Consider the following 26,113-nt stretch of genomic DNA (forward strand, 5'->3'; position numbering starts at 1 on the left):
GGTCCAATTACGGGCGGCTTATAACGAAGGTTCGTCCGTCGTTACTGCAACCTTTCCAATTGGGCCCCGGCCTTCGCCGGGGTGGACGCGTGGTAGTGGCGCCGTCAGCTAGAAATCGTCGGGAACGCCGCGCGAAACGCCGCGACCTTCGGCTTGTCCCACATCACGACATATGGATGAGTCGGGTTCCGGTCGTAGAAATTCTGGTGATACGCCTCGGCCGGATAGAACGTCCCGGTCTCCAGCTTGGTCACGATCGGCCCGGAGAACGCATGCGTCGCCCCGAGTTGCGCAATGTACGCCCGCGCAACCTGTGCCTGCGCGGGCGACTGCGGGAAGATCGCCGAACGATAGCTGGTGCCGCTGTCCGGTCCCTGACGGTTCAATGTCGTCGGATCATGCGCAATCGAGAAATATACGCGGAGCAACGTGCCGTAGCTCACGACGCGGGGGTCGTAGGCGATCTTGATCGCTTCGGCGTGCTTGGTCGTCTCGGCGGAAACCTGGTCGTAGGTCGCGGTCGCCTTGGTGCCGCCGGCATAGCCGGTCGTGACGGCCTTCACGCCCTTCACATGCTCGAACACCGCTTCCATCGTCCAGAAACAGCCGCCCGCAAGCACCGCGGTCTGGGTACGGGGCGTTGCGGGAAGGTCGGTCTTGACGGCGGGGATGACGACGGCGCGAGCGCCTTGCGCGGTGCCGGTGGCAATAAACGTACCAGCGATACCGATGGCGGAGAGCGTGGCGAGAAGCGGCTTTTTCATGTTTTGATACATGGGGTTGCGCTTGCGCTTCGCTAGGCCGCCGCCGCAGTTATCAGGTGGCGGTTATCGCGCGGTGGCGGAAACGCTGTGCTCGAAATGGCTGGCGAAGGTCTGGCGGGCTTCGGCGGGCTGCAGCGCGAGCAAGCCGATGGCGCCGAGGACGAAACCGCCGCTGAACTGCCAGAAGAAACTCGACTTTACGATGCTGCGCATGATGCGATCCCAATGAAACCCAGTGATGGCGCCGGCCGGATAGGTCAGCGTCAGTTACGGACCGGCATGTCGTAGAGATGCCGGCCAACCACAATGTCGTTTTTAGAAACTCTCGATTAACGCGCCGTGGCCGATGCGTTCATCGTGCAGCAGGCATCGCCCGACAGCGTTGCCGGAAGATGTCGCCGCGTGTCTCGATTGTTGCCGGCGTTATTTCAGCGCGGCGCACGCCGCCTGAATGCGCGTGCAGGCCTCGCGGAGCAGCGCGTCCGACGTGGCGTAGCTGATCCGGAAAGCCGGCGAGAGACCGAACGCGGCGCCCTGCACCACGGCCACCTTGGCGTCGTCGAGCAGATAGCCGACCATCGCCTCGTCGGTGTCGATCAGGCGGCCGTTCGGCGTCGTCTTGCCGATCAGCTCGGCGAACGACGGGTACACGTAGAACGCACCTTCCGGCGTCGGGCAGTGCATGCCGTCGATTGCGTTGAGCATCGACACGACGAGGTCGCGACGGCCCTGGAACGCGGTATTGCGCTCGGCGAGGAAGGATTGGTCGCCGTTGAGGGCGGCGACAGCGGCGGCCTGGGCGATCGAGCACGGGTTCGAGGTCGACTGCGACTGGAGCTTGGCCATCGCCTTGATCAGCCACGACGCGCCTGCGCCATAGCCGATCCGCCAGCCGGTCATCGCATAGGCCTTCGAGCAGCCGTTGACGGTCAGCGTACGCTCGAACAGCTCAGGGCAGGCTTCCGCAATCGTCGCGAACTTGAAGCCGTCATAGACGATGTGCTCGTACATATCGTCGGCGAAGATCCACACGTGCGGATGTTTCGCCAGCACCGCACCGAGCGCCTTCAACTCGTCGATCGTGTAGCCGGCACCGGTCGGGTTCGACGGCGAGTTGAGGATCACCCACTTGGTCTTCGGCGTGATCGCCGCATCAAGCGCGGCGGGATCGAGCTTGTAGCCGACCTCGGGGCCCGCCTTGACGATCACCGGCACGCCGCCGGCGAACTGCACGACGTCGGGATAGCTGACCCAGTACGGCGCGGGGATGACGACCTCGTCGCCCGGATCGATCGTCGCGACCATCGCGTTGAACAGGGTGTGCTTGCCGCCGACGTTCACGCTGATCTGGTCGGTGGTGTAGGTGAGGTTGTTGTCGCGCGCGAACTTCGCGACGATCGCCTGCTTCAGCTCGATCGTGCCGTCGACGTTAGTGTATTTGGTCTTGCCGTCACGGATCGCCTGGATCGCGGCTTCCTTCACGAAGTCCGGCGTGTCGAAATCGGGTTCACCCGCGCCAAGCCCGATCACGTCGACGCCTGCGCGCTTCAGTTCGAGAACGCGCGAAGTTATCGCGAGCGTCGGCGAGGGGCTGATGCGGCCGAGCGCGGCGGATGCGTGCATGGTGTAACCTTTGCGGTTGTCCGCGAACGTTGCCGCGGAATTCGCGGGCGCTATACGCGCCGATCGGTCGAATTCGCAACCGTAACGATGGCGGGAATGAGCCCGCGGACTGCATTTCCGATGAAGAATCCGGCGGTCAGGTCGGCTCGGGTTAGCGGGGCTTCGGTTGCACGGCCCGATTCGAGGAGGTCAGCTCGCAATATCCCGGGAAGCAGGCCATGCCGTAGCGGCGGCGTGACGAGTGCTTCGCCGCGCTGGACAAACAAGGAGGTGAAGCTGCCTTCGGTGAGGAAGCCGTCGGCATCCTCGAACAGCACCTCGAACGTTCCCGCGGCTTTCCGGGCGTCGTCGTAGAAGGCGCGGGCGCTCGTCTTGTGGCTGAGCCGGAAGTCGGTCGCGGCGACCGGCAGAGGCACGATCGCAACCGTAGCTTGAGCAGGCGAGTGCGGGAGCGGCGCCGCCTCGATCGCGATCGCGCCGGACGGGCTGAGCAACAGACGGATGCGGCGAGGTCCGCGCAACCGGAAGGTCGCGGCCTGAAGTTCGTTGCGCGCGGTGTGGCGGTCGAAGGTGAAGCCCAAGGCCTGGGCACTCGCCTTCATCCGCGCGAGATGCGCTTCGAGGCGGGTCAGACCGTCGTCGGGATCGAACGCCATCGTCTCGATCAGGTCGAAGCGGCGCTGGCCGGCGGTGACGAACGCGCCTTTTGCATGGCATTCGTCCCATTCGGCGTCGCCCACGCTGTCGGCGACGATGCCGGAGCCGAGACTCATCGTCGCCGCGCCGTCCTGGATCGCGATCGTGCGGATGGCGACATTGAATATGGCGTCGCCGTTCGGATCGAACCGCCCGATCGCACCGGTGTAGATGCCGCGGACGCGCGCGTGCTCGACCTCGGCGATGACCTCCATCGCGCGTTGCTTCGGCGCGCCGGTGATCGAGCCGCACGGGAATAGCGCGGTCAGGACGTCGACCGCGTCGCAGTCTGGTTTCAGCGTCGCAGTGACGGTCGAGGTCATCTGGTGGACGGTCGGATAGGTCTCCACGGTGAACAGATCGGGGACCGCGACGTGGGTGGCGACGCGCGACAGGTCGTTGCGCATCAGGTCGACGATCATGAGGTTCTCGGCGCGCTGCTTGGGGTCGGCGGCGAGCGTCTCGGCGAGCGCGCGATCGGAGTCGGGCGTCTCGCCTCGCGGTGCGGTGCCCTTCATCGGGCGGCAGGTGAGCGTGTCGCCGTCGAGTGCGAAGAAGAGTTCGGGGGATAGCGACAGGAAGCGCGTCTCGCCGGTGTCGATGAGCGCGCCGTATCCCGCCTTCGCCTGGCGCCGCAGCCGGGCGTAGAGCGCGAGCGGGTCGCCGACGAACGGCACGCTGGCGGCGAAGGTGAGGTTGGCCTGGTAGATGTCGCCCGCCGCGATCAGGTCGAGTACGCGCGACAGGCTGGCGTCGTAGGTCTCGCGGTCGATCAGCGGCTGCGGCGCACCGGTCCAGGCGCCGGCGGGGTCGGGGAGGAGGGCGGCAACGTCTTCGGGTGCGATCGTCCGGTACTCGGCGAACAGGCCGAACCAGAGCAGCGGGCCTTCGGTGCGGACGTCGACCGGCCTCGAGGCGAGTGCGGCGCCGGCTTCGTAGGTCAGGTAACCGGCGGCGTGCAGTCCTTCCTTGCGGGCGTCGCGGAGGGCGTCGAATGCGGGGCGAATTTCGGCGAGCGTATCGGCGCGGACGATCCGGACGGGGTCGCGGTACACTCTCGCCGGGGCGCCTGCCGCGCGGGCGTCATCGAGCAACACGTAGGGCGCGGTCCACATCGCCTTCACTGTTGCACGGGCGATGGGGTAAACCGCAAGCGGCGATTGCTCCAACCGCCGCGTCATCCTATTTCGAGGGCATGACAAATCCACCACTCCGCGCCGCGATCGTGCCCGTCACGCCGATCCAGCAGAACTGCACGATCATCTGGTGCACCGAGACGATGAAGGCGGCGGTGATCGATCCGGGTGGCGACCTGCCGCGGATCATGGCTGCGGTCGAACAGGCGGGGGTGACGGTCGAGAAGATCCTGCTGACACATGGGCATATCGATCATGCGGGAGGCGCCAAGCGGTTGTCGAACGATCTCGGCGTGCCGATCGAGGGGCCGCACGAGGCGGATCGTTTCTGGTTGCAGCGGCTCGATCAGGATGGGCCGAAATACGGGATTTCGGGGGTGAATTTCGAGCCGGACCGGTGGCTGGTCGAGGGCGACACGGTTTCGGTCGGCGACCTTACGCTCGATGTGTACGAGACGCCGGGGCACACCGAAGGGCATGTGATTTTCCACCACGCGCCGTCGAAGTTCGCGCAGGTGGGGGATGTGCTGTTCCAGGGGTCGGTCGGGCGATCGGACATGCCTGGGGGCAATCATCAGGTGTTGGTGAAGTCGATCGTCGAGAAGCTCTGGCCGCTGGGGAGCGATACGAGCTTCATTCCGGGACACGGGCCGGCGAGCACGTTCGCGCATGAGCGGGCGACGAATATGTTCGTTAGCGATCGGGCGCTGGCGGAGTAGCGTCGGCTTGCAACCCTAGCTGTTCCCCCGCGGAGGCGGGGGCCCAGATTCAACCAAGGGTGGTACGCTTGGCCCCTGGGCCCCCGCCTTCGCGGGGGAACAAGATTAGGGCGGACGGGGCGCTCCGTTACAGCGACCTTTCCAATTGGGCCCCGGCCTTCGCCGGGGTGGTTGCCAGCGTAAGGAACGGGTCGTCTACTTCCGCTCCCCTGCCGTTTCAGCCCGCACCGACTTGAACTCCGACCCATCGCGCCACTCGGGCCACGACCGGCTGTTCGCTAGCTTCGTGCCGATCGTCTTGAACAGGTCCACATCCTGCGCCGCACCGCGCAGGTCCCAGTCGGCGCCCCATGCGTCACACGTCTGGTGGTAGCATTTCATATAGCCGTCGAGCCAAGCCTGCCCCGCAGTCCGGCCACCCTTGACCAGATCCGGCGCCCCGCTGATCGCCATCAGCAACAACGTCGGCACACCCCGGCGGGCGACCGAGAAATGGTCGGCGCGGTAGAACAGCCCGCGTTCGGGGAGCGCTTCCGGCGTCACGACGCGACCTTGCGCCTTGGCGGCATCGCCCAGCATGTCCTCGAGGCTGTTCTGACCCGCCCCGACCAACATGACGTCCTTCGCAGGGCCTGCCGTCTGGAGGATGTCGAGCGTCAAATTGGCGACCGTCTTGGCGGCCGGATAGACCGGGTTCACCGCATAGGTCTCCGAGCCGAGCAACCCGCGCTCCTCGCCGCTCCACAGCGCGAAGACGAGGCTGCGGTCGGTCCGTGGCGCCTTGGCGAAATTGCGCGCGAGTTCGAGCACGCCCGCCACGCCGAGGCCGTCGTCGTTGGCGCCAGGGCGGATGGTGCGCCCCTGCGCATCGGGCGCACCGATGCCGTAGGCGTCCCAGTGCGCGCCGAACATCACGACTTCGTCCGCGTGCCTGGTGCCCGGCAGCTTGGCGAGCACGTTCTGGCTTACGGCAGTGTCGTGCTTGACCGGCAGGTCGGTGGTGAACGCCTGCTTCAGCGCGACCGGGCGGAAGTCGCTCCGCCGCGCCGCTTTCCGTAACGCCGCCAAGTCGAGGCCCGAGGCAGCAAACAACCGGGTCGCAGCGCCACCTTCGAGCCAGCCCTGGAGCATCACCCGCGACTCTGGATTCTTCCGGACGATGTCGTAATTCTCGCCGGCGGGGGCGGTGACGGTGTTCCAGCCGTACCCCGCGCCCGCCGTGTCATGGACGATCAGCGCGCCAACCGCGCCACGTCGCGCGGCTTCCTCGTATTTATACGTCCAGCGACCGTAATAGGTCATCCGGCGGTCGCCGAACTTGCCCTTCGCATCGTCGCCTGGGACCGCCTCGAAATCGGGATCGTTGACGAGGAACACGGCCACCTTGCCCTTGAGGTCGAGGCCCTTGAAGTCGTCCCAGCCGCGCTCGGGCGCGCTGACGCCGTAGCCGACGAACACCATCGGCGCCTTAGCGATCGCGACGCGGTCGACCCCGCGGACCGTGCTCAGATAGACATCACGCCCCTGCACCAGCGCGGTGTCGCCGGCGCGGACGGTGCCCGAGCCCATCCGGGTGTGGACGAGCGGCACGGGTTGCGTCCAGCTGCCGTTCGGGCCGCCGGGTTGTGCCTTCATCGCCTTGAACTGCGCGATCAGCCAGGCGATCGTCTTGGTCTCACCAGGGGTGCCGGGCGCACGGCCTTCGAACGAGTCGGAGGCGAGCGTCTTCACGTCGGCGGACAACCGCTCTGGCGATACCTGCGCGGCGGCCGGTGAAGCAGCCAGCAGCGTGGCGGCACCCCATAAACGAAACGCGCTCATGCCCGGCCACCCGACGGCACGACCTGGAAGGTCTTCGCAGCGGGTACGCTGTTCGCCTGATACGCGATCGTCAGCGCCCACCCGGCCAGCACCGCGATCAGCGCCCAGGTCGCGAGCGCGCCCCCGGCCCGCGGCACGCTCGACGTCGTCCGGTCCATACCGAACGCGTGGGCGATTCGCGCGATCACGAACACCGCGCCGGCAATCCACAGCCACAGCGTCGATCCGCCGGCGAGTTCGATCAGGCTGATCAGGATCAGGATGAACGGCGCGTATTCGGTGAAGTTGGCATGCGCGCGCATCCGCGCCTGCAGGCGCTGGTTGCCGTCGTCGCCGATCAGCACGCTCTCCTTCACGCGCATCGGCACGATTCGGAAGGCGAGCCACAGGTTGACGACGGCGGCGGCCGCGGCGATCGTCAGCGTTACGGGTAATATCACGGCGTTGCCCCTCGAATATCAGGTCTTTTGTCAGGCCCCCGCCCTGCCACTCCGGGCGGAAGCTTGCAACGCGGGGTGAAATCGCTATAGCGCCACGCTTCGCGAGCGTCAGGCCGCATGGGTTGCTTCAGGCGGCCGGCATTCTTGTCGGTTGCCTGTGTCCTGTGTCCGGACGTACTCGGAGCCCCGACCTTTAGATTGAACAAGGTGCCGAAATGGCCGTCCCCAAAAGAAAAACCTCGCCCTCCAAGCGCGGCATGCGCCGTGGCCACGACTCGCTCACGATCGCGTCGTTCCAGGAATGCCCCAACTGTGGCGAACTGAAGCGTCCCCACAACCTGTGCGGTTCGTGCGGTCACTATAACGGTCGTGAAATCCTCTCGATCGAGGGCTGAGGCTTCCGTCCGGAACCTCTAACTTGAACGAAGGATAAGCGATGCCCGACAGCGGCTGGATCGCGGTCGATGCGATGGGTGGCGATGACGGGCTGGCAGTGATGCTCGCCGGTGTCGCCCGCGCGCGTCATCAATTCGAGGGCATGCGCTTCCTGCTGGTCGGCGACGAAGCTGCGATTCGCGAGGGGCTCAAGGCCCATCCGAACCTGTCGCAGCATTCGGAGATCGTCCATGCGCCGGAAGTCGTCGGATCGAGCGACAAGCCGACCCAGGCGATTCGTCGCGCCAAGAAGACCTCGATGGGCATCGCGATCGACCTGGTGAAACAGGGTCGCGCCGCCGCCGCGGTGTCGTCGGGGAATACCGGCGCGCTGATGGCGATGGCAAAGCTGTCGTTGCGGATGCTGCCCGGGATCGACCGGCCGGCGCTCGCGGCGCGTCTGCCGACGCTCGGCGACACCGACATGGTCATGCTCGATCTCGGTGCGAATACCGAGTGCGATGCGCGCAACCTCGTCCAGTTCGCGATCATGGGTGCAGCCTATGCGCGTACCGCGCTCGACATTCCGCATCCCCGCGTGGCGCTGCTGAATATCGGCAGCGAGGACATGAAGGGTACGGACGAGATTCGCGATGCGGCGGCTCAGCTGCGCGCGACGCCGGCGGTCGACATGCAGTTCAACGGCTTCATCGAGGGCGACCGTCTGTCGCGCGGTGAGGTAGACGTCGTCGTGTGCGACGGGTTTTCAGGCAACATCGCGCTGAAGACCGCCGAGGGCACCGCGCGATTCGTCGCCGACCTGCTCAAGCGCGCGTTCCGCAGTTCGGTGCGGTCGAAGCTCGGCTTCCTGATCTCGCGCCCGGCGACCGAATTGCTGCGCGATCACCTCGATCCCAACAATCACAACGGCGCTGTGTTTCTCGGGCTCAACGGCATCGTCGTGAAGAGCCACGGCGGCGCCACCGAGCGCGGCGTCGCGACCGCGATCGGCAATGCCGCCAAGATGGTGCGCAACGATCTGGTGCGGCGCATCGCCGACGATCTCGGCAGCGTGGAGAAGGCGGCATGATCCGGTCTGTGGTCATCGGCACCGGCTCCGCCCTGCCCGCCCGTCGCGTATCCAACGCAGAACTCGCGGAGCAGGTCGACACCAGTGACGAGTGGATCGTCGAGCGCACCGGCATCCGCTTTCGTCACATCGCCGGCGAAGGCGAGACGACCGCGACGCTCGCCGCCGATGCTTGCCGCCGCGCGCTCGCCGCCGCCGGTATCGAGGCGCAGAGCATCGACCTGATCGTGCTCGCCACCGCGACGCCCGACCAGACCTTCCCCGCCAGCGCCACCAAGGTGCAGGCGATGCTCGGCATCAACGACTGCGTCGCGTTCGACGTCGCGGCGGTCTGCTCAGGGTTCCTCTACGCGGTTCAGGTCGTTGACAGCATGATCCGCAGCGGCGTCGCCAAGCGCGCGCTGGTGATCGGCGCCGAGACGTTCAGCCGCATCCTCGACTGGGAAGACCGGACGACCTGCGTGCTGTTCGGCGACGGCGCCGGCGCGATCGTGCTGGAGGCGCAGGATACCGCGGACGAAGGGGGTCGCGGCATCCTGACGACCAAGCTGCACGCGGACGGCCGTCACAACGACCTTCTCTATGTCGACGGCGGCGTCTCGACGACCGGCACCGTCGGCAAGCTCCGCATGAAGGGCCGCGAAGTGTTCCGCCACGCGGTGACCAATCTGGCGTCGGTGATGACGGAGTCGCTGGCGATGGCCGGGCTGTCGTCGGACCAGGTCGACTGGGTGGTGCCGCACCAGGCGAATGCACGGATTCTCGATGCCACCGCGCGCAAACTCGGCCTCGCGCCGGAGAAGGTCGTGGTCACCGTCGACCAGCACGCGAACACCTCGGCAGCCTCGGTTCCACTCGCTTTGGACGTCGCCGTGCGCGACGGACGTGTCCGACAAGGACAGATCGTCGTACTAGAGGCGATGGGCGGCGGGTTCACCTGGGGTGCCGCGGTTATCCGCTTCTAATCCTTTCGAATCATCTCGATTCGCTTGTAGAACAAAAGTTCTTCCGGTCGCTCCCGCGCTTGTGTAGGAGGTTCGCCGAGTGTGGGAGCTTGATGAACATGACGACGGGTACTTTGACGCGGGCCGATCTGGCCGAATCGCTCCACAAGGAGGTCGGGCTGTCGCGCTCGGATTCCTCCAAGATCGTCGAGCAGATCCTGACCGAGATGTGTGGGGCGCTGTCGCAGGGCGAGAACGTCAAGATTTCGGGGTTCGGGACGTTCGTGCTGCGCGACAAGGGTGAGCGCGTCGGTCGTAATCCGAAGACCGGCATCGAGGTGCCGATCGCACCGCGCCGCGTGCTGACGTTCCGCGCTAGCCAGATGATGCGGGAACGCATCGTCGAGGCGGACTGACGCCCGACATGCCTGATACCGACGACGTACTACCCGATGCCGGGGGGCAAAAGGCCGGTGCGGCGTTTCGGACGATCGGCGAACTGTCGCGCGACACCGGCCTACCGCAGCATATCCTGCGCTATTGGGAAACGCGCTTTCCCCAGCTGAAGCCGCTGCAACGCGCGGGCAACCGGCGGTACTACCGTGCCGAGGATGTCGCGCTGGTGCGGCGGATCGACCAGTATCTGAACCGCGAGGGCTATACCGTCCGCGGCGTCCAGCAGTTGCTGGGAGCGGAGAAGCGCGCACCCGCCATTCCCGGACCGGGCGAGATCGTCGCGCGGGCGGAGTCGCCGATGACCGCGTTGCGCGCGATCCGGGACATGCTTGCCGAGGCGCTCGCGGCGGACTGACATTCTCCCCTCCCTGGAAGGGAGGGGTCGGGGGTGGGTCGGTTTCCACAAGCTCGCACGGCAGTGGCACGAGCCGGCCTACCCACCCCCAGCCCCTCCCTTTCAGGGAGGGGGGCAAGAAGGGGTCCTAACGTTCCCGCGTGGCGGCGAAGCGGATCTTGGCGTAGCGCTCGGCGATGTAGTTCACTTCCCAGGCGCTCTTGGCGAGGAAGACGGGGTTGCCGTCGCGGTCCTTGGCCATTGCGCCGCGATTGATCTCGGCGAAGGTCTTCAGTTCCAGCGGGTCTTCCGCCGTGATCCAGCGCGCGGTCTCGTAGGGGGCGGGTTCGAGCCCGGCCGCGACCTTGTACTCCGCGTCGAGGCGCGAGAGCAGCACCTCGAGCTGGAGCTGCCCGACCACGCCGATGATCCAGTTCGACCCGATGTCGGGGTAGAACACCTGCGTCACCCCCTCCTCGGCCATGTCGTCCAAGGCTTTGCGCAACTGCTTGGTCTTGGTGAAGTCCTTCAGCACGACGCGGCGCAGGATTTCGGGCGCGAAGTTCGGCAGGCCGGTGAAGCGGATCGTGGCCTTCTCGCTGAGCGTGTCGCCGACCCGGAGCGTGCCGTGGTTGGGGATGCCGATGATGTCGCCGGGGAACGCCTCGTCCGCCAGCTCACGATTCTGCGCGAAGAACAGGATGGGGGAATGGACGGCGATCGGCTTGCCGTGGCCGGTCGGGGTGAGCTTCATGCCGCGCTTGAACACGCCCGAGCAAAGCCGCATGAACGCGATGCGGTCGCGGTGGTTGGGGTCCATGTTCGCCTGCACCTTGAACACGAAGCCGGTGACTTCGGGCTCGTCCGGGGAGACGGGGGCGGGCTCGGCGGGCTGCGCGCGCGGTGGCGGGGCATAGTCGGCGAGCGCGGCGATCAGTTCGGCGACTCCGAAGTCCTTCAGCGCCGACCCGAAATAGACCGGCGTCAAATTGCCCGCGCGATAGGCCTCGGGGTCGAAGCTCGAATAGCCACCCTGTGCGAGTTCGGCCTCGTCGTTCAGGCGGATCATGGCTTCGGGGCTGAGGATCTTGGCGAGTTCGGGATCGTCGATGCCGGTGAACGGGATCGCCTTGCCCATGAATTCGCGGCTGTCGCCTTCGGGGCGGCTCAGCGTGTTGGCGTAGAGATCGTAGACGCCCTCGAACTCGCCGCCCATGCCGACCGGCCAGCTCATCGGGCAGACGTCGAGCTGGAGCATCTCCGCCACCTCGTCGAGCAGCGAGAACGGATCGCGGCCCTCGCGGTCGACCTTGTTGACGAAGGTGATGATCGGCACGTTGCGCAGGCGGCAGACCTCGAACAGTTTCCGCGTCTGCGGCTCGATGCCCTTGGCGGCGTCGATCACCATGACCGCCGAGTCGACCGCGGTCAGCGTGCGATACGTGTCCTCGGAGAAGTCTTCGTGGCCCGGCGTGTCGAGCAGGTTGAAGGTGATCCCCTGGCGCTCGAACGTCATCACCGACGAGGTGACCGAGATGCCGCGCTGCTGCTCGATCTTCATCCAGTCGGAGCGGGCGCGACGGGTCTGGCCGCGCGCCTTCACTTCGCCGGCGAGATGGATCGCGCCGCCGAAATACAAGAGCTTCTCGGTCAGCGTGGTCTTGCCGGCATCGGGATGCGAGATGATCGCGAAGGTGCGGCGGGGAAATTGGGTCATGGCGTGGGTCCGGTGCGCCGAGTCTGGGCTCGGAAGGTAAGGAAGTTCAGGCTACGTGCCGCTCGCAATCCCCTTCCCGCGCGGGACGCGGCGGGATCGGGAGGAGGAGGCATGCAGCGATCATCGCGTGCTATTGGCAGATGCGGGGCGTGTAGGACAGAGGGGGCCTTGATGAGGACCGGTGGCAGGAGCGACTTTGCTCCCCAAACGCAACGCTCTCCCCTCCCTGGAAGGGAGGGGTTGGGTAGGTCAGCTTTGGTCGCACCCGTGCCGTGATGCGGAAACCGACCCACCCCCTGCCCCTCCCTTTCAGGGAGGGGAGTTCGTCAGTGCTCCTGGACCAGCGTCACGCTCATTTCGATGCGCTTCGTACCCCTCGCAGCGATCTCGAACACACCGGGTTTGTCGCGATAATCGCCGGTATAGCCTTCGGGGTCGGCGATCCCGTGCCAGGGCTCGACGCAGACATAGGCCGCGCCGGGCTTGGTCCAGATGCCGAGCTTCGGCGTATCGGGAAAGGCGATCCGCAACTGCGGGCCGGTCGTGGCGCCATAGGTGACGGCGTCGGAATGGATCGGGTCCCACACCAGCGCATCCTTGGCGAACAGTTCGTCGCGCAAGGCGATGACGCGGTCCTCGACCGGCGAGGGGCGCTCGTCGACGGCGATCTGGCCGTCGGGGCTGATCGCCTTCAGCTTGCCGGGTTCGTCGGCGTCGAACGTGATGCGGTGGTCTGCGCGGGGTTCACCGTAGGGGAGCGGCCAGGCGAAGGCGGGGTGGAAGCCGAAGCTCGCCGGCATTGCAGCGTCGGTGCGGTTGTGGATGTGCGCTTCGAGCGTCAGCGTCGCGCCGTCTAACGTGAAGACGATGTCGAGGGCGAACGCGAACGGGTAGGCCTTCTGGGTTTCCTCGCTGTCGGTGAGGCGGAAGGTGGCGGAGCTTTCCGACTGCGCGACGACGTCGAACGTCGAATGGCGCGCGAAGCCGTGCTTCTGCATCGGGTAGGCCTGGCCGTCGAGGCGGATGACGCCTTCGTTGACGACGCCGACGACGGGGAAGAGGATCGGCGCGTGGCCGGTCCAGAAGGCCGGGTCGGCGTTGGTCATCAGTTCGCCGCCGTCGGCGTCGTGGAGATGGGTGAGTTCGGCACCGTGCGGGTTGATCTGCGCGGTGAGGTGGTCGTTGGCGATCGTGATCAGGTCGGTCATCTCTGTCTCCGTGACGGTCGAACGGTCTATGCCCTTCATGTCATCCCCGCAGAGGCGGGGATCCAGAGTGGCGACGCTGTCGATGGAATCGCTTGGTTAGCCCGTCTGGATCCCCGCCTCTGCGGGGATGACGAAAGAAGGGTGATCCTTTGAGGAGGACGCCAGCGCGTGCCCTCACCCTCGCCGCCTTTGGCGTCTCTCCCTCTCCCCTCGGGGGAGAGGGAAGGGGCCCGCGGCTGCTTGGCCGTGGGAAGGGTGAGGGCACGCTCAGACGCGGAGGGTTGCGCCTTGCTTGGCAGCCGCGGCGACCACCTTGTCGGCGATCGCCTTGATCTCTTCGTCGGTGAAGCTCTTGGCGGTCGGTTGCAGGACGATCTCGACCGCGACCGACTTGTGGCCCTCTTCGACGCCCTGCCCGGTGAACACGTCGAACACGCGGGCCGAGACGATCGCGACCTTGTCGGCGCCCTTGACCGCGCGGACCAGCGTGTCGGTGGCGAGCGCCGCCGGCACGAGGAATGCGAAGTCGCGGCGGACGGCTTGGAGTGCTGGCGGGGTATAGGCCGGACGCGCGAAGCCAGTGGCGCGCTTTGGCGGGATCGCGTCGAGGTAGACTTCTACTGCGGCGACCGCGCCGTCGAGGTCGAACGCCTTTAGCACCGACGGGTGGAGCATGCCGAAGCTTGCCAGCACCGTCTTCGGTCCGAGGCGGAGCGTGCCGGACTGGCCGGGGTGCCATGCGTCGCCCGCTTCACCCCCTTCGGCTGCACTCAGGACAGGCATGACTTGCAGGTTGTCGACGGGCGCGCCCGAGGCGGCGAGAAGCGCCAGAGCTTCGGCCTTCGCGTCATAAGCGTCGAAGGTCGCCGCTTTCCCATCGCGCCAGCCGCGGGGGCGGCGGTCGCCTGCTAGGACCACGCCCAAGGTCGCGCGTTCGGCATCCGCGAGGTAGCGGCGGCCGATCTCGAACAGGCGGACGCTCTGCTGGCCACGCTTGAGGTTGCGGCCGGTCGCTGCGAGCAGGCCGGGGAGCAGCGACGGGCGCATGACTTTCAGGTCTTCGCTGATCGGGTTGGCGAGCGTCCAGGCACCGCCGCCGAAGGGGGCTGCTTCGGTTTCGGAGAGGAAGCTCCACGTTACCGCCTCGTCGAGCCCTCGGGCCGCCGCCGCGCGACGCGCGCGACGTTCGAGCTTCTGCTCGGGCGTGGCGGTCGGCTTGGCGACGCCGGGCATGCGCGGGAGCGGCGTCGAGGGGATATTGTCGATGCCCTCGATCCGGACGACTTCCTCGACGAGGTCGGCAGGACCGTCGACATCACGCCGCCAGCTCGGGATCGTGACCGGCCACTTGCCCTCGATCGTCGAGAACAGCGCGTCGCTGAACGCGTCGGCGGACTGGATCGCGCCGATCGTGAAGCCGAGCGACAACAATGTCCGCGCCTGGCGTTCGGGGGCGACGTGAAGGCCACCGAGGTCTGCGCTCAAGCGCGGATCGTAGTGGATCACGCGGGGTTCGAGCGGGGGTTCGCCCGAGCGCGTGACGTCGCTCGCCGTGCCGCCGCAGATGTGGAGCACGAGCGCGGTGGCGATCGCGAGGCCGTCGTCGAGGAACGCCGGATCGACGCCGCGTTCGAAGCGGCTGCGCGCGTCGGAGGTAAGGGTCAGCTTCTGGCCGGTGCGCGCGATGTGGTCGGGATCGAAATACGCGCATTCGATCAGCACGTCGGTGGTGTCCGCCGAGACGCCCGAATGCTCGCCGCCCATGATGCCGCCGATGTCGTGCACGGCCGCGTCGTCGGCGATGACGGTCATGGTCGCGTCGAGCGTGTAGGTCTTGCCGTTGAGCGCGACGACCTGCTCGCCGTGCTTCGCCTTGCGCGCGACGAGGCCGCCGGAGAGCTTTGCGCGGTCGTAGACGTGCAGCGGGCGGCCGAGATCGATCATCAGGTAGTTGGTAATGTCGACGAGCGCGGAGATGGGCTTCTGGCCGATCGCGATGAGGCTGCGGCGCATCCACTCGGGGGACTCGCCGTTGGTCACGCCGGTGACGGTTTGGGCGAAGAAGGCGGGGCAGCCGGCGGTGTCGTCGGTGCGGACGTCGGGGCCCGCGCCCTCGCTCGTGAACGCGTCAAACGTCAGCGGCGTGAGCGTGCCGAGGCCGGCGGCGGCGAGGTCTCGCGCGATGCCGCGGACGCCCATGCAGTCCTGGCGGTTGGGTGTGATCGCGACGTCGATGACCGGGTCGGTCAGGCCGGCATAGTCGGGGTACGGCGTGCCGATCGGCGCGTCTTCGGGCAGTTCGATGATGCCGTCGTGATCCTCGCCGAGTTCCAGCTCACGCGTCGAGCACATCATGCCGTTGGACTCGACACCGCGGATGCTGGCCAGCTTCAGCGTCACCTCGAGGCCGGGGACATACGCGCCGGGTGCGCCGAAAACGCCGACCAGCCCGGCGCGCGCGTTGGGGGCGCCGCAGACGACCTGCAGCGGGCCGTTACCGGCATCGACCGACAGGATCTGGAGCTTGTCGGCTTGCGGATGGCGTTCGGCGCTGAGCACCTTGGCGATCTTGAACGCGGCGAGCTTCTCGCCGGGGTTCTCGACGCCTTCGACTTCGAGGCCGATGCGGGTCAGCGCCTCGACGATCTGGTCGAGCGTGGCGGTGGTTTCGAGGTGCTGCTTGAGCCAGCTGAGCGTGAACTTCATGCGCCGACTCCGCCGGACAAGGTGGGGACGTCGAGGCTCGAAAAGCCGTAATGCTTGAGCCAGCGGATATCGCCGTCGAAGAACGGTCGGAGGTCGTCCATGCCGTATTTGAGCATGGCGAGGCGGTCGATGCCGCAGCCGAACGCGAAGCCCTGCCATTCGTCGGGGTCGAGCCCGCAGGCTTCGATGACCTTGCGGTGGACCATACCCGAGCCAAGGATCTCGAGCCAGCCATCGGGCTCGGCGCCGCCGACGACGCGCTTGCCCTTCACGAGCGTGTAGCCGACGTCGATCTCGACCGACGGCTCGGTGAACGGGAAATAGCTGGGGCGCATCCGGAGCACGATGTCGTCGCGCTCGAAGAACGCCTTCACGAACGTCTCGAGCGTCCATTTCAGGTGGCCGAGCGTGATGCCCTTGTCGATCACGAGGCCCTCGACCTGGTGGAACATCGGCGTGTGCGTGGCGTCGGAATCCGAACGGTAGGTGCGGCCGGGGGCGATGATGCGGATCGGGGGTTTCTGGCTCAACATCGTGCGGATCTGCACCGGCGACGTGTGCGTGCGGAGGAGCGAGAAGGTCGTCTTTTCGTCGGCGGTGCCGGCGGTCTTCGCGTCGATCCCCTGCTGGAGGTAAAAGGTATCGTGCATCGCGCGCGCGGGGTGCGTCTCGGGGATGTTGAGTGCGGTGAAATTATGCCAGTCGGTCTCGATCTCGGGACCGGTCGCGACCGCGAAGCCCAAGTCGGCGAAGATCTCGGCGAGTTCATCCATAACCTGGCTGACGGGGTGGATCGTGCCGGCGGGCGTGGCGTCGGCGGGGAGCGTCATGTCGAGCGTTTCGCTGGCGAGGCGCGCGTCGAGCGCGGCGCGTTCGAGCGTGGCCTTGCGCTCGGCGATGCCGTTGGCGACGGCTTCGCGGAGGCCCTGAATCTGCGGGCCTTGGACGAGGCGCTCGTCGGGGGTCATCTTGCCGAGCGTCTTGAGCAGCGCGGTGATCGTGCCCTGCTTGCCGAGCGCCTCGACCCGGCACGCATCGAGCGCGTCGAGCCCGGATGCGGCGGCGATCGCCGTCAGCATGTGGTCGCGCATCTGGTTCAGGTCTTGCGTCACGTCATACTCCCAGGGCGGGTTCGGTTAGGCGGGGCAGCCCGAGGCCGATACCCAGATCGTCCCAATTTTCGTTGCGCGCTTCGATCAGGTCGATCTTCCACGCTCTTCGCCACTCCTTCAGCCGCTTCTCGCGAACGATCGCGGCCTCCATCGTGTCGAACATCTCGTAATAGGCGAGACGCTTGATGCCGTACCGGCGAGTGAAGCCGGGGATCAACCCCTCTCGGTGCTGAACCAGCCTTGCGAGGAGATTCGACGTGACGCCGATGTAGAGCGTGCCGTGGCGGCGGGAGTGGAGGATGTAGACGCACGGCTGAAAGGTCTCGCGCATTTCGTGCTCCCCTTGTGCCCGTGTGCCGGATCGTTTGATCCATCATCAACACCCCCGTCATCCCGGCGGACGCCGGGGCCCACGGTAGCGGGCCGGGTGATGGTAGCACGTTATCGCCGGGTCCGCCGTAACCGTGGGTCCCGGCGTTCGCCGGGATGACGGATGGGGGTTTAGGCGGAACGGAGGTTAGGGATCGAGGATTGAGGTTGCGGTTGCGGTTGCGGTTGCGGTTGCGGTTGCGGTTGCGGTTGCGGTTTGCATGGCGAAACCTCGCGTTCCACCAACGCTCAGAACATACCCCAAACGCAGAAAGGGCGCCGGTGGTCTCCCACCGACGCCCTCCCCGAAACTCACCTCAGTCGCGAATTACGCGGCCTGGGGAAGAGCCGCCTTCACCTGAGCGACGATCGCGCTGAATGCAGCGCCTTCGTGCATGGCGATGTCGGCCAGGACCTTCCGGTCGAGTTCGATCCCTGCCAGCTTCACGCCGTGCATGAACTGCGAATACGTCAGACCCTCGGCGCGGACGCCGGCGTTGATGCGCTGGATCCAGAGGCCGCGGAACGTGCGCTTCTTAACCTTGCGGTCGCGATAAGCGTACTGTCCGGCCTTCTCGACGGCCTGACGGGCGATGCGGATGGTGTTCTTGCGACGGCCATAATAGCCCTTCGCCTGAACCAAAATACGCTTGTGCTTGGCGCGGGTGGTAACACCCCGTTTTACGCGTGCCATTGTCTAATTCCTTCTCAGCTCAACGCAGGCCGTAAGGCGCCCAGGCCTTCACTGCTGCGGTATCGGCCTTCGACAGCAGCTTGGTGCCGCGGTTCTGACGGATGTACTTGCCGTTGTGATGCGCCAGACGGTGACGCTTGCCGGCGACGCCGTGCTTGAGCAGGCCAGTGGCGGTGAGCTTGAAGCGTTTCTTGACGCCGCTCTTGGTCTTCAGCTTGGGCATTTTTATCCTTTCGGTTACGAAGGAGGACGCTGAAATCGCCGCGGCAGCCCACACTGGCCGGGCGATTCGTCGAACGCGTTCCCTTCGAGGAAGCGGGCCGCATAGACGCATTAATTCGGCATATCAACCGTTGTGGAACTGACGCGGCTGTCGTGCGATAGGCGAATCATGGACGACAGCCCGACGCAGCCGATCGAGACCCCTTCCGCGGCCCCGGGAGCAGCAGCCGCGCAAAAACGTCGCAAGCGGCGGATACTGCGCAACATCCTGCTCGGGATCGTCGCGGTCATCGTCGCGATCTGGCTGGTGCTGTACATCACCAAGGGGCGCTTCCTGAAGCATCCGTTCGAGCGTGTCGTCGGCTCGCTCACGCACCGGACGCTGACCGTGCGCGGCGACTTCCAGCTCTATTTCGCGCCGTTCCGCATCAAGCTGTACGCGGAGAACTTCACGCTCTCGAACCCCGATTGGGCGAGCAGGCCGAACCTGTTCCAGGCGGACAAGCTCGACACGCGGATCGCGCCGCTGTCGCTGCTGTTCGGCAAGCGGCGGCTGTACTGGCTCGATCTCGTCAACGGCGCGGTCGATCTGGAGTGGAACGCGGCGCATTCGGCCAACACCTGGACGTTCTCGAACAAGAAGGGTGGCAAGCCGCTCGAATTCCCGCGGATCGACGTGGCCACGGTGACGGGCACGACGGTGCGCTATCTCGATCCGCGGATGCGTGTGCTGGCGGACCTCAAGGTCGCCGACATCCGCTCGGTCGACGCGACGATCGGCCGCGCGGTCGGGCTGACCGGCAAGGGGCGGTTGCGCGAGACGCCGTTCACCGTGACCGCGCAACTGCTGTCGCCGGATGCGACCGCCAACCGCGGACAGAACAAGCTGGTCGCGCGGGCGCGGGCGGCGGGCAACATCATCGACGTCGCGGGCACGCTGCCGAGCATCGCCGATGTCGAGAACGTGCCGCTCGCCGTCACCGCACGCGGCGCAAACCTGTCGACGCTGCTGGGCGTAATCGACGTCGCGATCCCGAACACGCGGACCTACAAACTGCGCGCGCAGCTGATCAAGCAGGGCGACGAATACGCCTTCACGCATCTGCGCGGTTTTGCAGGCCGAACCGATCTCGGGGGCAAGCTGACGATCGTCAACGGCGCGCGTATCCATCTCGATTCGGTCCTCACGACCAAGAGCCTCGACATCATCGATGCGGCCCCGTTCATCGGCTTCAATCCCGACATCGTCGAATCGAAGGGGGCTGTCGCGGCGGCAGCCGCGACGGGCGCCGCACCGCAACGCCTGTTGCCCGATGGAAACCTGCCCGTCGCGACGATGCAGATCTTCGATGCCGACCTGAAATGGACGATCGGCACGGTGAAGTCGCGCAACCTGCCGATCTCTAACGTCGACCTTACGCTCGATCTGGAGCGCGGTCGGCTGGCGCTGTCGCCGCTGACCTTCTCGATGGCGCGCGGCAACGTGGCCTCGGACGTCATCTTCGATACGCGGGTGCGGCCGAGCGCGGTCTCGTACGATATCCGCCTCGCGCCGACGCCGTTGGGGCGTCTGCTCAAGGGGTATGGCCTGACCGAGGCGGGAACGACCGGCACGGTCAAGGGTCGGATCAAGCTCGAGGGACGCGGCGATTCGATCCATGACTCGCTTGCCTCGTCACGCGGCCGGATCGCGTTCGTGCTGCCGTCGGGCGCGCTGTCGGTCCGCAACGTGCAGCTCGCCGAGCTCGACATCGGCACGTTCGCGCAGCGGATGTTCCAGGGTCAGCTGAACGAGCCGGTGCAGATGAATTGCGGGCTGATCGGCTTCACCGTGCGCGGCGGCGTGGCGGCGGCGGACCCGATCCTGATCGACACGCGCAAGAACGTGATCGTCGGGCGGGGCGGGTTCAGCTTCCGCAACGAGGCGGTCGATCTGGCGTTTCGTGCGGACTCGAAGAAGTTCAGCCTGTTCGCGGGGCAGTCCCCGATCGGGGTAGGCGGCATGTTCGCCGCGCCGAAAATGAACGTGATCTCGAAGGATCTGCTCGCGCGGGTCGGGAGTGGGCTTGGGCTGGCACTGGTCGCGACGCCGGTCGCGGGGATCCTGGCGTTCGTCGATGTCGGCGATGCGAAGTCGACGGCGTGCGGTCCCGTGCTGGCCGGGGCGACGGCGGCGGCGCAGCGGACGACGAAGGGCCAGCCGCGCGATGACGTGGGGCATGGGACGACGGCGAAGGCCGAGGACGGAAAGACGTCTGCGGCGGAGAAGAAGGGGCAGCGGAAGAAGTTTCTGGGGATTTTCTGAGGGGGTGGGGGCGAACTGTACGGTCGCCTCCCTAGCTTGCTCATCCTGGCGTCAGCCGGTCACCGTTGCCGATGGTTTGGCGCGTATGTGGCTAGCGTTCCGCGTCCATGGATCCCGGCGTTCGCCGGGATGACAGATGGGGTGTAAGCGGGCTTGATGGTGGACGTGCGGGTTGGTCGTTGCCCGTGGCCGGTGTCGCACGGAGGTGTGAAGTACAGGCGCTGTTAGGGCTGGATCGCGGCGTGCGGTTTGAATAGCGGCTTGGCCACTACGCTGCCGTCGCTAAGCACTTACTCCTCACCACACCAACCCCGTCACCCCGGCGGACGCCGGGCCCCATGGTTGGGTTAGCTCAGACGGCTAACGTGCCGTGTCCGTGGGTCCCGGCGTGCGCCGGGATGACGGATGGGGGGTGGTGATGTGGGGGCGTTGTGCTTGCGATGCCGCCCTGCTGTTCCCGTCCCGTTAGCGAGAGGGGTGGGGGCGGGGCGGGGTGATCGGTGCCGGTGGGCCCTCCCCTAGCCCCTCCCGCAGGCGGGAGGGGAATCCTTATCCGTGGTCGTGACCGGTGTGGTCGTGCCCGTCATCGCGCACCCGGTGCATCGCTTCCAGCACGTCGTCCATCCGCGCCGGGTCGCCGATCGCGAGAACATGGCCTTCGCTCGCCGCGGTCAGGGGGTCGCCGTTCCAGTCGCACATCATGCCGCCGGCCCCTTCGACCACCGGCACCAGCGCGGCGAAGTCGTAGATCTTGAGCCCCGACTCGCACACGACATCGAGATGCCCACTCGCGAGCAGGCCGTAATTGTAGCAGTCGCCGCCATAGACGGGCCCCTGCCGCGGGTTGCCGCCCGAGATCGCCGCAACCAGCGCGAGATAGTGCGGCACGTCGACCTCGTCAAAGAGATGCGGGCTAGTAGTGGCGATCGTAGAGCCCGCCAGTTCGCGGCAGGTACGCGTGCGAACGGGTACGCCGTTCAAAGTGGTCGGACGCCCTGCGACACCAACCCAGCGTTCGCGCTGGACCGGCTGGTCGATGATCCCGAGCACCGGCCAGCCATCCTCGACCAGCGCGATCAACGTCCCGAAGATCGCGCGGCCGACGGTGAAGCTGCGCGTGCCGTCGATCGGGTCGAGCACCCATTTGCGATTGGTGACGCCCGGCTTCTCGCCATACTCCTCGCCGACGATGCCGTCGCCCGAACGTTCGGCGTCGAGCAGCCGGCGCATCGCCGATTCGGCCTCGCGGTCGGCGCGCGTGACGGGGGATTGGTCGTCCTTGATCTCGACGCCGTGCTCGTGGCGGAAATACGGTCGGATGACGTTGCCCGCAGCATCCGCGAGGCGGTGCGCGAGATCGATATCGGCTTGGGTGACTGGCATGGCCCCTGCCTATCGGCCGCAGCCGTCGCGAGCAATGGACGGATCATCCGCGTGCGCGTAGGTCGTTGCAATCCAATCGGAGTATCGTCCATGCGCCTCGTCTCGACTCTCGCCGCCGCCCTGCTCGTCGCAACGCCGGCGTTCGCCGCGCTCGCGCCGGGTGCCAAGGCGCCCGACTTCACGACTCGCGGGGCGATCGCGGGCAAGGTGTTCACGGTGCATCTCGCCGAGCAGCTGAAGAAGGGCCCGGTCGTGCTGTACTTCTTCCCCGCCGCCTATACCGGCGGCTGCAACGCCGAGGCGCATGCGTTCGCCGAGGCGATCCCCGCGTTCACCAAAGCCGGCGCGACGGTGATCGGCATGTCGGCCGACAACGTCGAGACGCTCAGCAAGTTCTCGGCCGAGAAGTGCGCCGGCAAGTTCGCGGTCGCGAGCGCAGGGCCTAACGTGGTCAAGGGCTATGACGTCGCACTCGGCAAGCCGGTGATGGGTCGCACGGTGACCAAGCGCACCAGCTACGTCATCGCCAAGGACGGTCGGGTTGCGTTCGTGCATGACGACATGAACCCCGCCGAGCACGTCGCGACGACGTTGGCGGCAGTGGAAAAGCTGACCGGCAAATAGCTGCCGTTCTGGTGACAATATGCTAACGCTTTCGGGTCTATGCCTTTGGTGGGGATGCGGAGGAAGTCATGGGGGACGCGCAAGCGGCCAAGCCGGTATCGGGGGCAGACCCAAGAAACTCGCTGTACGAGCGTATCGGCAGGTTCCTTGACGAGCATCGCCTGAGCCCCGATCCCGCGCATTACCACTTCGCGCATGCCGTTCTGTCGGCCCCCGACCAGCCGCTGGCGATCGCGGTCGCGCGGCTGACCGATGGCGGCGTTCGCCTGAGCCGCAACGATATCGAGCGACTCGGCGGCCAGGTCGTCGCCGGCGACCCGGCGGCGCACCGTCCCGCCTCCGGCCAGGCGTCGGAAGTCGCCGCGGAAACCGGCGTCGACAGCGCGATTTCGCTGGTCGTCGAAACGCAGCACCACGTCGAAGACTTCACGCAGATCATGCGGACGATGCAGGACGAAACGCGGGGCTTCGGCCGCGATCTCGCCAAGAGCGCCGCTGCGATCAAGCAGATCGCCGAGATCGACGAGATCACGCAGATCACCACCATGATGATCGGTCGGATCCACGACAGCGAAGTACGACTCGCCGCCGCCACCGCCGAAGCCGATATCCTGCGCACCAAGCTGGTCGAGGCGCACGACATCGCCCGGCGCGATATGCTGACCGGCCTGCCCAACCGTCGCGCGTTCGAGGAGGCGTTCGCCGAGCGCGACCTCGATGCGGGCCCCTATTGCCTGGCGGTGTGCGACATCGACCGGTTCAAGGGTGTCAACGACCTCCACGGGCACGGCGTCGGCGACCGCGTTCTCATCGCGATCGGACAGGCGTTGTCGAGCGAATGCGCACCGCATCTGGTGGTCCGCCACGGCGGCGAGGAGTTCGCGCTGCTGATCAAGGGCAAAACCCTGTCGGATGCGGCCAAGTTGCTCGATCGTGTTCGCGCGACGGTGGCGGCGAAGCGATACCGCAACCGTGAGACCGACGCCCCGCTCGGGAGCATCACCTTTTCGGCGGGCATCACCGCGATCCATATCGAAGAAACGTCGGGAATTGCGTTCTCGCGGGCCGACCGCCTGCTCTACACGGCCAAGGAACAAGGCCGCGATCGGATCTGCGCCGCCTGATCCCGTAAAATGGCGTGTTTTGCGCACGCGATCTGGTGCGATTTCCCAATGCCGCGGACCGCTGGATAGAAACCCTAGCCAGCGCAATGACTTAAGAAACTGGCACGCTGCGTGCAAAGCTTTCGGTATCGGAGGCCGGATAGTCCGGCTCCCCGAAAAACCGAAGGAAATCCCCATGTCGCTCCGTTTCGAAACCGCTCAGCGTATCGCCATCTCGTTCGTCGGCGCCCTGTTCTTCGCCGCCGTCGCGATCACCACCGCTGCACCGATCATCCCGATCGCCTGATCGCGATTACGTCTATTCCTCGACCGCGAGACGCGTGCGCAGAACGAGACGTCGTTCACTCCACCGCACCCTCCCCGATCGGCCCGACCGGCGCCGCCTGATCGCGCGAATAAGTCCCGATCAACACCCCCGCCGCCAGTACATGGCCGGTGATGGCCTCGATCACCGCAGACCGTCCTGGAGTCGCACCGGGATCGCCCGCGCCTGCGCCGACCGCGAACAGCTGGAAGACATAGCGATGCTCACCGTGCCCGCTCGGCGGATCGGGCGGCAACCAGCCTTCGCGGAGATAGGAATTGCGGCCCACATCGCGTCCCGCTGGGTCGCCCGCGCCATCGGCGACGATCGCGCCTTCCGCGAGACGGCCAGCATCCGCATCGAGACCCCTTACGATAGCGTGGACCAAGGGTTGTGGTGCCGGCGCGTCGGGATCCTCGACGATCAGCACCATCGTTGCCGTTCCGGCCGGCGGGTCGCTCCAGACGAGCGGCGGCGACACGCCCTCGCCGTCGAGCGTGAAGCGCGGCGGCAGGCGGCCTTCATGCGCGAACGCCGGGCTGGAAAGGTCGATCGACGTCGGCGTGTCGCCGGGATCGCCGCAGACCTGCGAGACGGCCAGCTTCTCCTCGCCGGCGCGCAGACCGCTCATCGCCTGACCCAGCCATGCAGGGATATGTTCGAGCATCGGTTCAGCCCTCCGAAGGACAGGTGTCGTCGCGCCGCTCGGGGGCGCCGCCTGCGTACCATTCGCTTTTCGCGCCCATCTTGTCGGCGTCGTGATAGCAGACCTGGGTCTTGCCGCCCTTGGGGTCGACCAGCACCGTCCAGTTGCGATCGCTGCAGTTATGCTCCTCGCATCCCCAGGCGGCGATCCGTGTCCCGTCGCCGGTGGTGCCGGCGCGCTTGATCGTGAAGATCGGCGTCTCGGGACCCGTCCGGCCGCGGATCGTCTCGCGCAGCTTGGCATCGCCGACGGCTTCGACCAGCCCGGTCGCGACCTCGGTACGGTCGAAGAACCCGACGCCGTCGACCGCGTCGTGCGGATATTTGCCGACATAGGCGGTGATCGGCGTGGTCTGCGCCTGCCCCGGGATCGGCGTCGGTGCGCGCGTCTCGGGTGGTGTGAAGCCACTCGGCGCGGGCGCGTTCGCCGCATCGTCGTTCTTGCCGCACGCCCCCAGCAGGAGCGGCGTCGCGAAAAGTGCGACCGCGATCACCGTCTTGATGGGCATCGTCATGGCATTGTCCTCATTCGTTACGCATCCAACGCGCTTGCGGGCAAACCGGTTGCGGTCGGAGCCTCCGACGACCACCATGCTCCACATGGTACAGGATCTCGAACGGTTCGTCGTGGCGCAAGCCGGCGTCTACCCGCAGGCGCTCGCCGAACTGCGCGCGGGTGCGAAACGCAGCCACTGGATGTGGTTCGTCTTTCCCCAGATCGCCGGGCTCGGCCACAGCGCAATGGCGCGGACCTATGCGATCGCCTCGGCGGCCGAGGCACGCGGCTATCTTGCGCATCCCGTGCTCGGGCCTCGCCTGATCGAAGCGACCGAAACGGTGACGCTCGCGCACGGTTCGGCCCAGACGATCCTCGGCGGCATCGATGCCGTGAAGCTGCGCTCGTCGATGACGCTGTTCGCGCGCGTCGCCGACGATCCGACGCCGTTTCGCGCCGCGCTCGACCGGTTCTTCGGCGGGGCCGAGGATCCCGCGACGATCGCGTTGCTCGACCAGGACCAGGCGCGATAAGACGGGCGCGATAAGACGGGCGCATGACGCAGTAACCGTGTACCATGGCGGCGGGGCGTTCCGCTCCCTGAGGTGTCGTCATGGCGAAGAGCCAGAAGAAGTCGAACAAGGAAGTCCGCAAGCCCAAGGCGGAAAAGGCGCCGAAAGCCAATGCGTCGAACCCGACCAGCAAGGGCAAGGCCGTGGAAATGACCACGCTCAACTAACCTGCGG

27 protein-coding genes are annotated in these 26,113 nt (G+C 66.5%); 11 read left to right on the top strand and 16 right to left on the bottom strand.

The features are described 5' to 3' along the window. Nucleotides 1-104: 104 nt before the first annotated feature. The 4 genes from msrA to pabB all read right to left on the bottom strand — a co-directional run bounded on the left by msrA (nt 105) and on the right by pabB (nt 4,198). Entirely contained in the window at nt 105-764 is a 660-nt protein-coding gene (gene msrA / locus C8J47_RS11030) for a peptide-methionine (S)-S-oxide reductase MsrA (RefSeq protein ID WP_121885687.1), read from the bottom strand. 63 nt (nt 765-827) lie between these two features. Further along, nucleotides 828-977 carry a hypothetical protein gene (locus C8J47_RS19185; protein ID WP_165895481.1) on the bottom strand — a complete coding sequence of 50 codons (150 nt, stop codon included), beginning with the start codon at nt 975-977 and terminating at the stop codon, nt 828-830. A 210-nt stretch (nt 978-1,187) separates the two neighbouring features. Next, entirely contained in the window at nt 1,188-2,387 is a 1,200-nt protein-coding gene (locus C8J47_RS11035; protein ID WP_121885688.1) for a pyridoxal phosphate-dependent aminotransferase, read from the bottom strand. 50 nt (nt 2,388-2,437) lie between these two features. Beyond that, a complete protein-coding gene (pabB, locus tag C8J47_RS11040; RefSeq protein WP_183129091.1) occupies nt 2,438-4,198 on the bottom strand; it encodes an aminodeoxychorismate synthase component I in 1,761 nt (586 codons plus the stop codon). Nucleotides 4,199-4,278: 80 nt separating this feature from the next. Here pabB and C8J47_RS11045 point away from each other — a divergent pair, with 80 nt between their 5' ends. Further along, nucleotides 4,279-4,938, top strand: a complete 660-nt coding sequence (locus tag C8J47_RS11045) for an MBL fold metallo-hydrolase (protein WP_121885689.1) — start codon at nt 4,279-4,281, stop codon at nt 4,936-4,938. A gap of 195 nt (nt 4,939-5,133) precedes the next feature. Here C8J47_RS11045 and C8J47_RS11050 read toward each other — a convergent pair whose 3' ends face one another. After that, nucleotides 5,134-6,759, bottom strand: a complete 1,626-nt coding sequence (locus C8J47_RS11050; protein ID WP_121885690.1) for a M28 family metallopeptidase — start codon at nt 6,757-6,759, stop codon at nt 5,134-5,136. Further along, nucleotides 6,756-7,199 carry an MAPEG family protein gene (locus C8J47_RS11055; protein WP_121885691.1) on the bottom strand — a complete coding sequence of 148 codons (444 nt, stop codon included), beginning with the start codon at nt 7,197-7,199 and terminating at the stop codon, nt 6,756-6,758. The genes C8J47_RS11050 and C8J47_RS11055 overlap by 4 nt, the downstream gene beginning before the upstream one ends. A 215-nt stretch (nt 7,200-7,414) precedes the next feature. On the opposite strand from C8J47_RS11055, the gene rpmF reads away from it, so the two are divergent. From rpmF to C8J47_RS11080, 5 genes are all read left to right on the top strand, one after another. Continuing rightward, entirely contained in the window at nt 7,415-7,594 is a 180-nt protein-coding gene (rpmF, locus tag C8J47_RS11060; protein ID WP_056054400.1) for a 50S ribosomal protein L32, read from the top strand. Nucleotides 7,595-7,635: 41 nt separating this feature from the next. Beyond that, on the top strand, nt 7,636-8,664 hold the full coding sequence (plsX, locus tag C8J47_RS11065; RefSeq protein WP_056054397.1) for a phosphate acyltransferase PlsX: 1,029 nt from the start codon (nt 7,636-7,638) through the stop codon (nt 8,662-8,664). Then, entirely contained in the window at nt 8,661-9,629 is a 969-nt protein-coding gene (locus tag C8J47_RS11070) for a beta-ketoacyl-ACP synthase III (RefSeq protein ID WP_121885692.1), read from the top strand. Before plsX ends, C8J47_RS11070 begins: the two co-directional genes overlap by 4 nt. A gap of 92 nt (nt 9,630-9,721) precedes the next feature. Continuing rightward, nucleotides 9,722-10,024, top strand: a complete 303-nt coding sequence (locus C8J47_RS11075; protein ID WP_404969217.1) for an integration host factor subunit alpha — start codon at nt 9,722-9,724, stop codon at nt 10,022-10,024. Between the two features lie 8 nt (nt 10,025-10,032). Continuing rightward, nucleotides 10,033-10,419 carry a MerR family transcriptional regulator gene (locus tag C8J47_RS11080; protein WP_121885693.1) on the top strand — a complete coding sequence of 129 codons (387 nt, stop codon included), beginning with the start codon at nt 10,033-10,035 and terminating at the stop codon, nt 10,417-10,419. Nucleotides 10,420-10,546: 127 nt separating this feature from the next. Here the strand turns inward: C8J47_RS11080 and C8J47_RS11085 are convergent, their stop codons facing one another. The 7 genes from C8J47_RS11085 to rpmI all read right to left on the bottom strand — a co-directional run bounded on the left by C8J47_RS11085 (nt 10,547) and on the right by rpmI (nt 18,427). Continuing rightward, nucleotides 10,547-12,115, bottom strand: a complete 1,569-nt coding sequence (locus tag C8J47_RS11085) for a peptide chain release factor 3 (protein WP_056054389.1) — start codon at nt 12,113-12,115, stop codon at nt 10,547-10,549. A 326-nt stretch (nt 12,116-12,441) separates the two neighbouring features. After that, on the bottom strand, nt 12,442-13,323 hold the full coding sequence (locus C8J47_RS11090; protein ID WP_121885871.1) for an aldose 1-epimerase family protein: 882 nt from the start codon (nt 13,321-13,323) through the stop codon (nt 12,442-12,444). Between the two features lie 267 nt (nt 13,324-13,590). Then, nucleotides 13,591-16,029, bottom strand: coding sequence for a phenylalanine--tRNA ligase subunit beta (gene pheT, locus C8J47_RS11095; RefSeq protein ID WP_121885694.1), 2,439 nt, complete (start codon nt 16,027-16,029; stop codon nt 13,591-13,593). Then, nucleotides 16,026-17,120: a phenylalanine--tRNA ligase subunit alpha gene (gene pheS, locus C8J47_RS11100; protein ID WP_183129092.1), complete on the bottom strand. Its 1,095-nt coding sequence runs from the start codon at nt 17,118-17,120 to the stop codon at nt 16,026-16,028. Before pheS ends, pheT begins: the two co-directional genes overlap by 4 nt. Nucleotides 17,121-17,142: 22 nt before the next feature. Next, entirely contained in the window at nt 17,143-17,472 is a 330-nt protein-coding gene (locus tag C8J47_RS11105) for a GIY-YIG nuclease family protein (RefSeq protein WP_121885696.1), read from the bottom strand. 366 nt (nt 17,473-17,838) lie between these two features. Next, the gene (gene rplT, locus C8J47_RS11110; protein ID WP_056054375.1) at nt 17,839-18,204 is read right to left on the bottom strand and encodes a 50S ribosomal protein L20; all 366 of its coding nucleotides are present in this window, start codon (nt 18,202-18,204) and stop codon (nt 17,839-17,841) included. Nucleotides 18,205-18,223: 19 nt separating this feature from the next. Continuing rightward, a complete protein-coding gene (gene rpmI / locus C8J47_RS11115) occupies nt 18,224-18,427 on the bottom strand; it encodes a 50S ribosomal protein L35 (protein ID WP_031395289.1) in 204 nt (67 codons plus the stop codon). Nucleotides 18,428-18,595: 168 nt separating this feature from the next. Here rpmI and C8J47_RS11120 point away from each other — a divergent pair, with 168 nt between their 5' ends. Next, nucleotides 18,596-20,731: an AsmA family protein gene (locus C8J47_RS11120; RefSeq protein WP_183129075.1), complete on the top strand. Its 2,136-nt coding sequence runs from the start codon at nt 18,596-18,598 to the stop codon at nt 20,729-20,731. Between the two features lie 549 nt (nt 20,732-21,280). On the opposite strand, the gene C8J47_RS11125 is transcribed toward C8J47_RS11120, so the two are convergent. Beyond that, the gene (locus tag C8J47_RS11125) at nt 21,281-22,114 is read right to left on the bottom strand and encodes an inositol monophosphatase family protein (protein ID WP_121885697.1); all 834 of its coding nucleotides are present in this window, start codon (nt 22,112-22,114) and stop codon (nt 21,281-21,283) included. Nucleotides 22,115-22,204: 90 nt separating this feature from the next. Between C8J47_RS11125 and C8J47_RS11130 the strand changes: the two genes are divergently transcribed. Then, nucleotides 22,205-22,738, top strand: coding sequence for a peroxiredoxin (locus C8J47_RS11130; RefSeq protein WP_121885698.1), 534 nt, complete (start codon nt 22,205-22,207; stop codon nt 22,736-22,738). Between the two features lie 68 nt (nt 22,739-22,806). Then, nucleotides 22,807-23,862: a diguanylate cyclase gene (locus tag C8J47_RS11135; RefSeq protein WP_121885699.1), complete on the top strand. Its 1,056-nt coding sequence runs from the start codon at nt 22,807-22,809 to the stop codon at nt 23,860-23,862. Nucleotides 23,863-24,203: 341 nt separating this feature from the next. Here the strand turns inward: C8J47_RS11135 and C8J47_RS11140 are convergent, their stop codons facing one another. Both C8J47_RS11140 and C8J47_RS11145 read right to left on the bottom strand, forming a co-directional pair. Beyond that, nucleotides 24,204-24,833 (bottom strand): YbhB/YbcL family Raf kinase inhibitor-like protein, encoded by a 630-nt coding sequence (locus C8J47_RS11140; RefSeq protein WP_121885700.1) that lies wholly within the window; start codon nt 24,831-24,833, stop codon nt 24,204-24,206. Nucleotides 24,834-24,837: 4 nt separating this feature from the next. Next, nucleotides 24,838-25,386 carry a hypothetical protein gene (locus C8J47_RS11145; protein ID WP_259466879.1) on the bottom strand — a complete coding sequence of 183 codons (549 nt, stop codon included), beginning with the start codon at nt 25,384-25,386 and terminating at the stop codon, nt 24,838-24,840. A 76-nt stretch (nt 25,387-25,462) separates the two neighbouring features. On the opposite strand from C8J47_RS11145, the gene C8J47_RS11150 reads away from it, so the two are divergent. Further along, nucleotides 25,463-25,900, top strand: coding sequence for a DUF1810 domain-containing protein (locus tag C8J47_RS11150; RefSeq protein ID WP_404969271.1), 438 nt, complete (start codon nt 25,463-25,465; stop codon nt 25,898-25,900). An 80-nt stretch (nt 25,901-25,980) separates the two neighbouring features. After that, the gene (locus C8J47_RS19530; RefSeq protein WP_259466878.1) at nt 25,981-26,106 is read left to right on the top strand and encodes a hypothetical protein; all 126 of its coding nucleotides are present in this window, start codon (nt 25,981-25,983) and stop codon (nt 26,104-26,106) included. Nucleotides 26,107-26,113 lie beyond the last annotated feature (7 nt).

The sequence above is a fragment of the Sphingomonas sp. PP-F2F-G114-C0414 genome, from assembly GCF_003688595.1.
In the GTDB taxonomy this organism is placed as follows: domain Bacteria; phylum Pseudomonadota; class Alphaproteobacteria; order Sphingomonadales; family Sphingomonadaceae; genus Sphingomonas.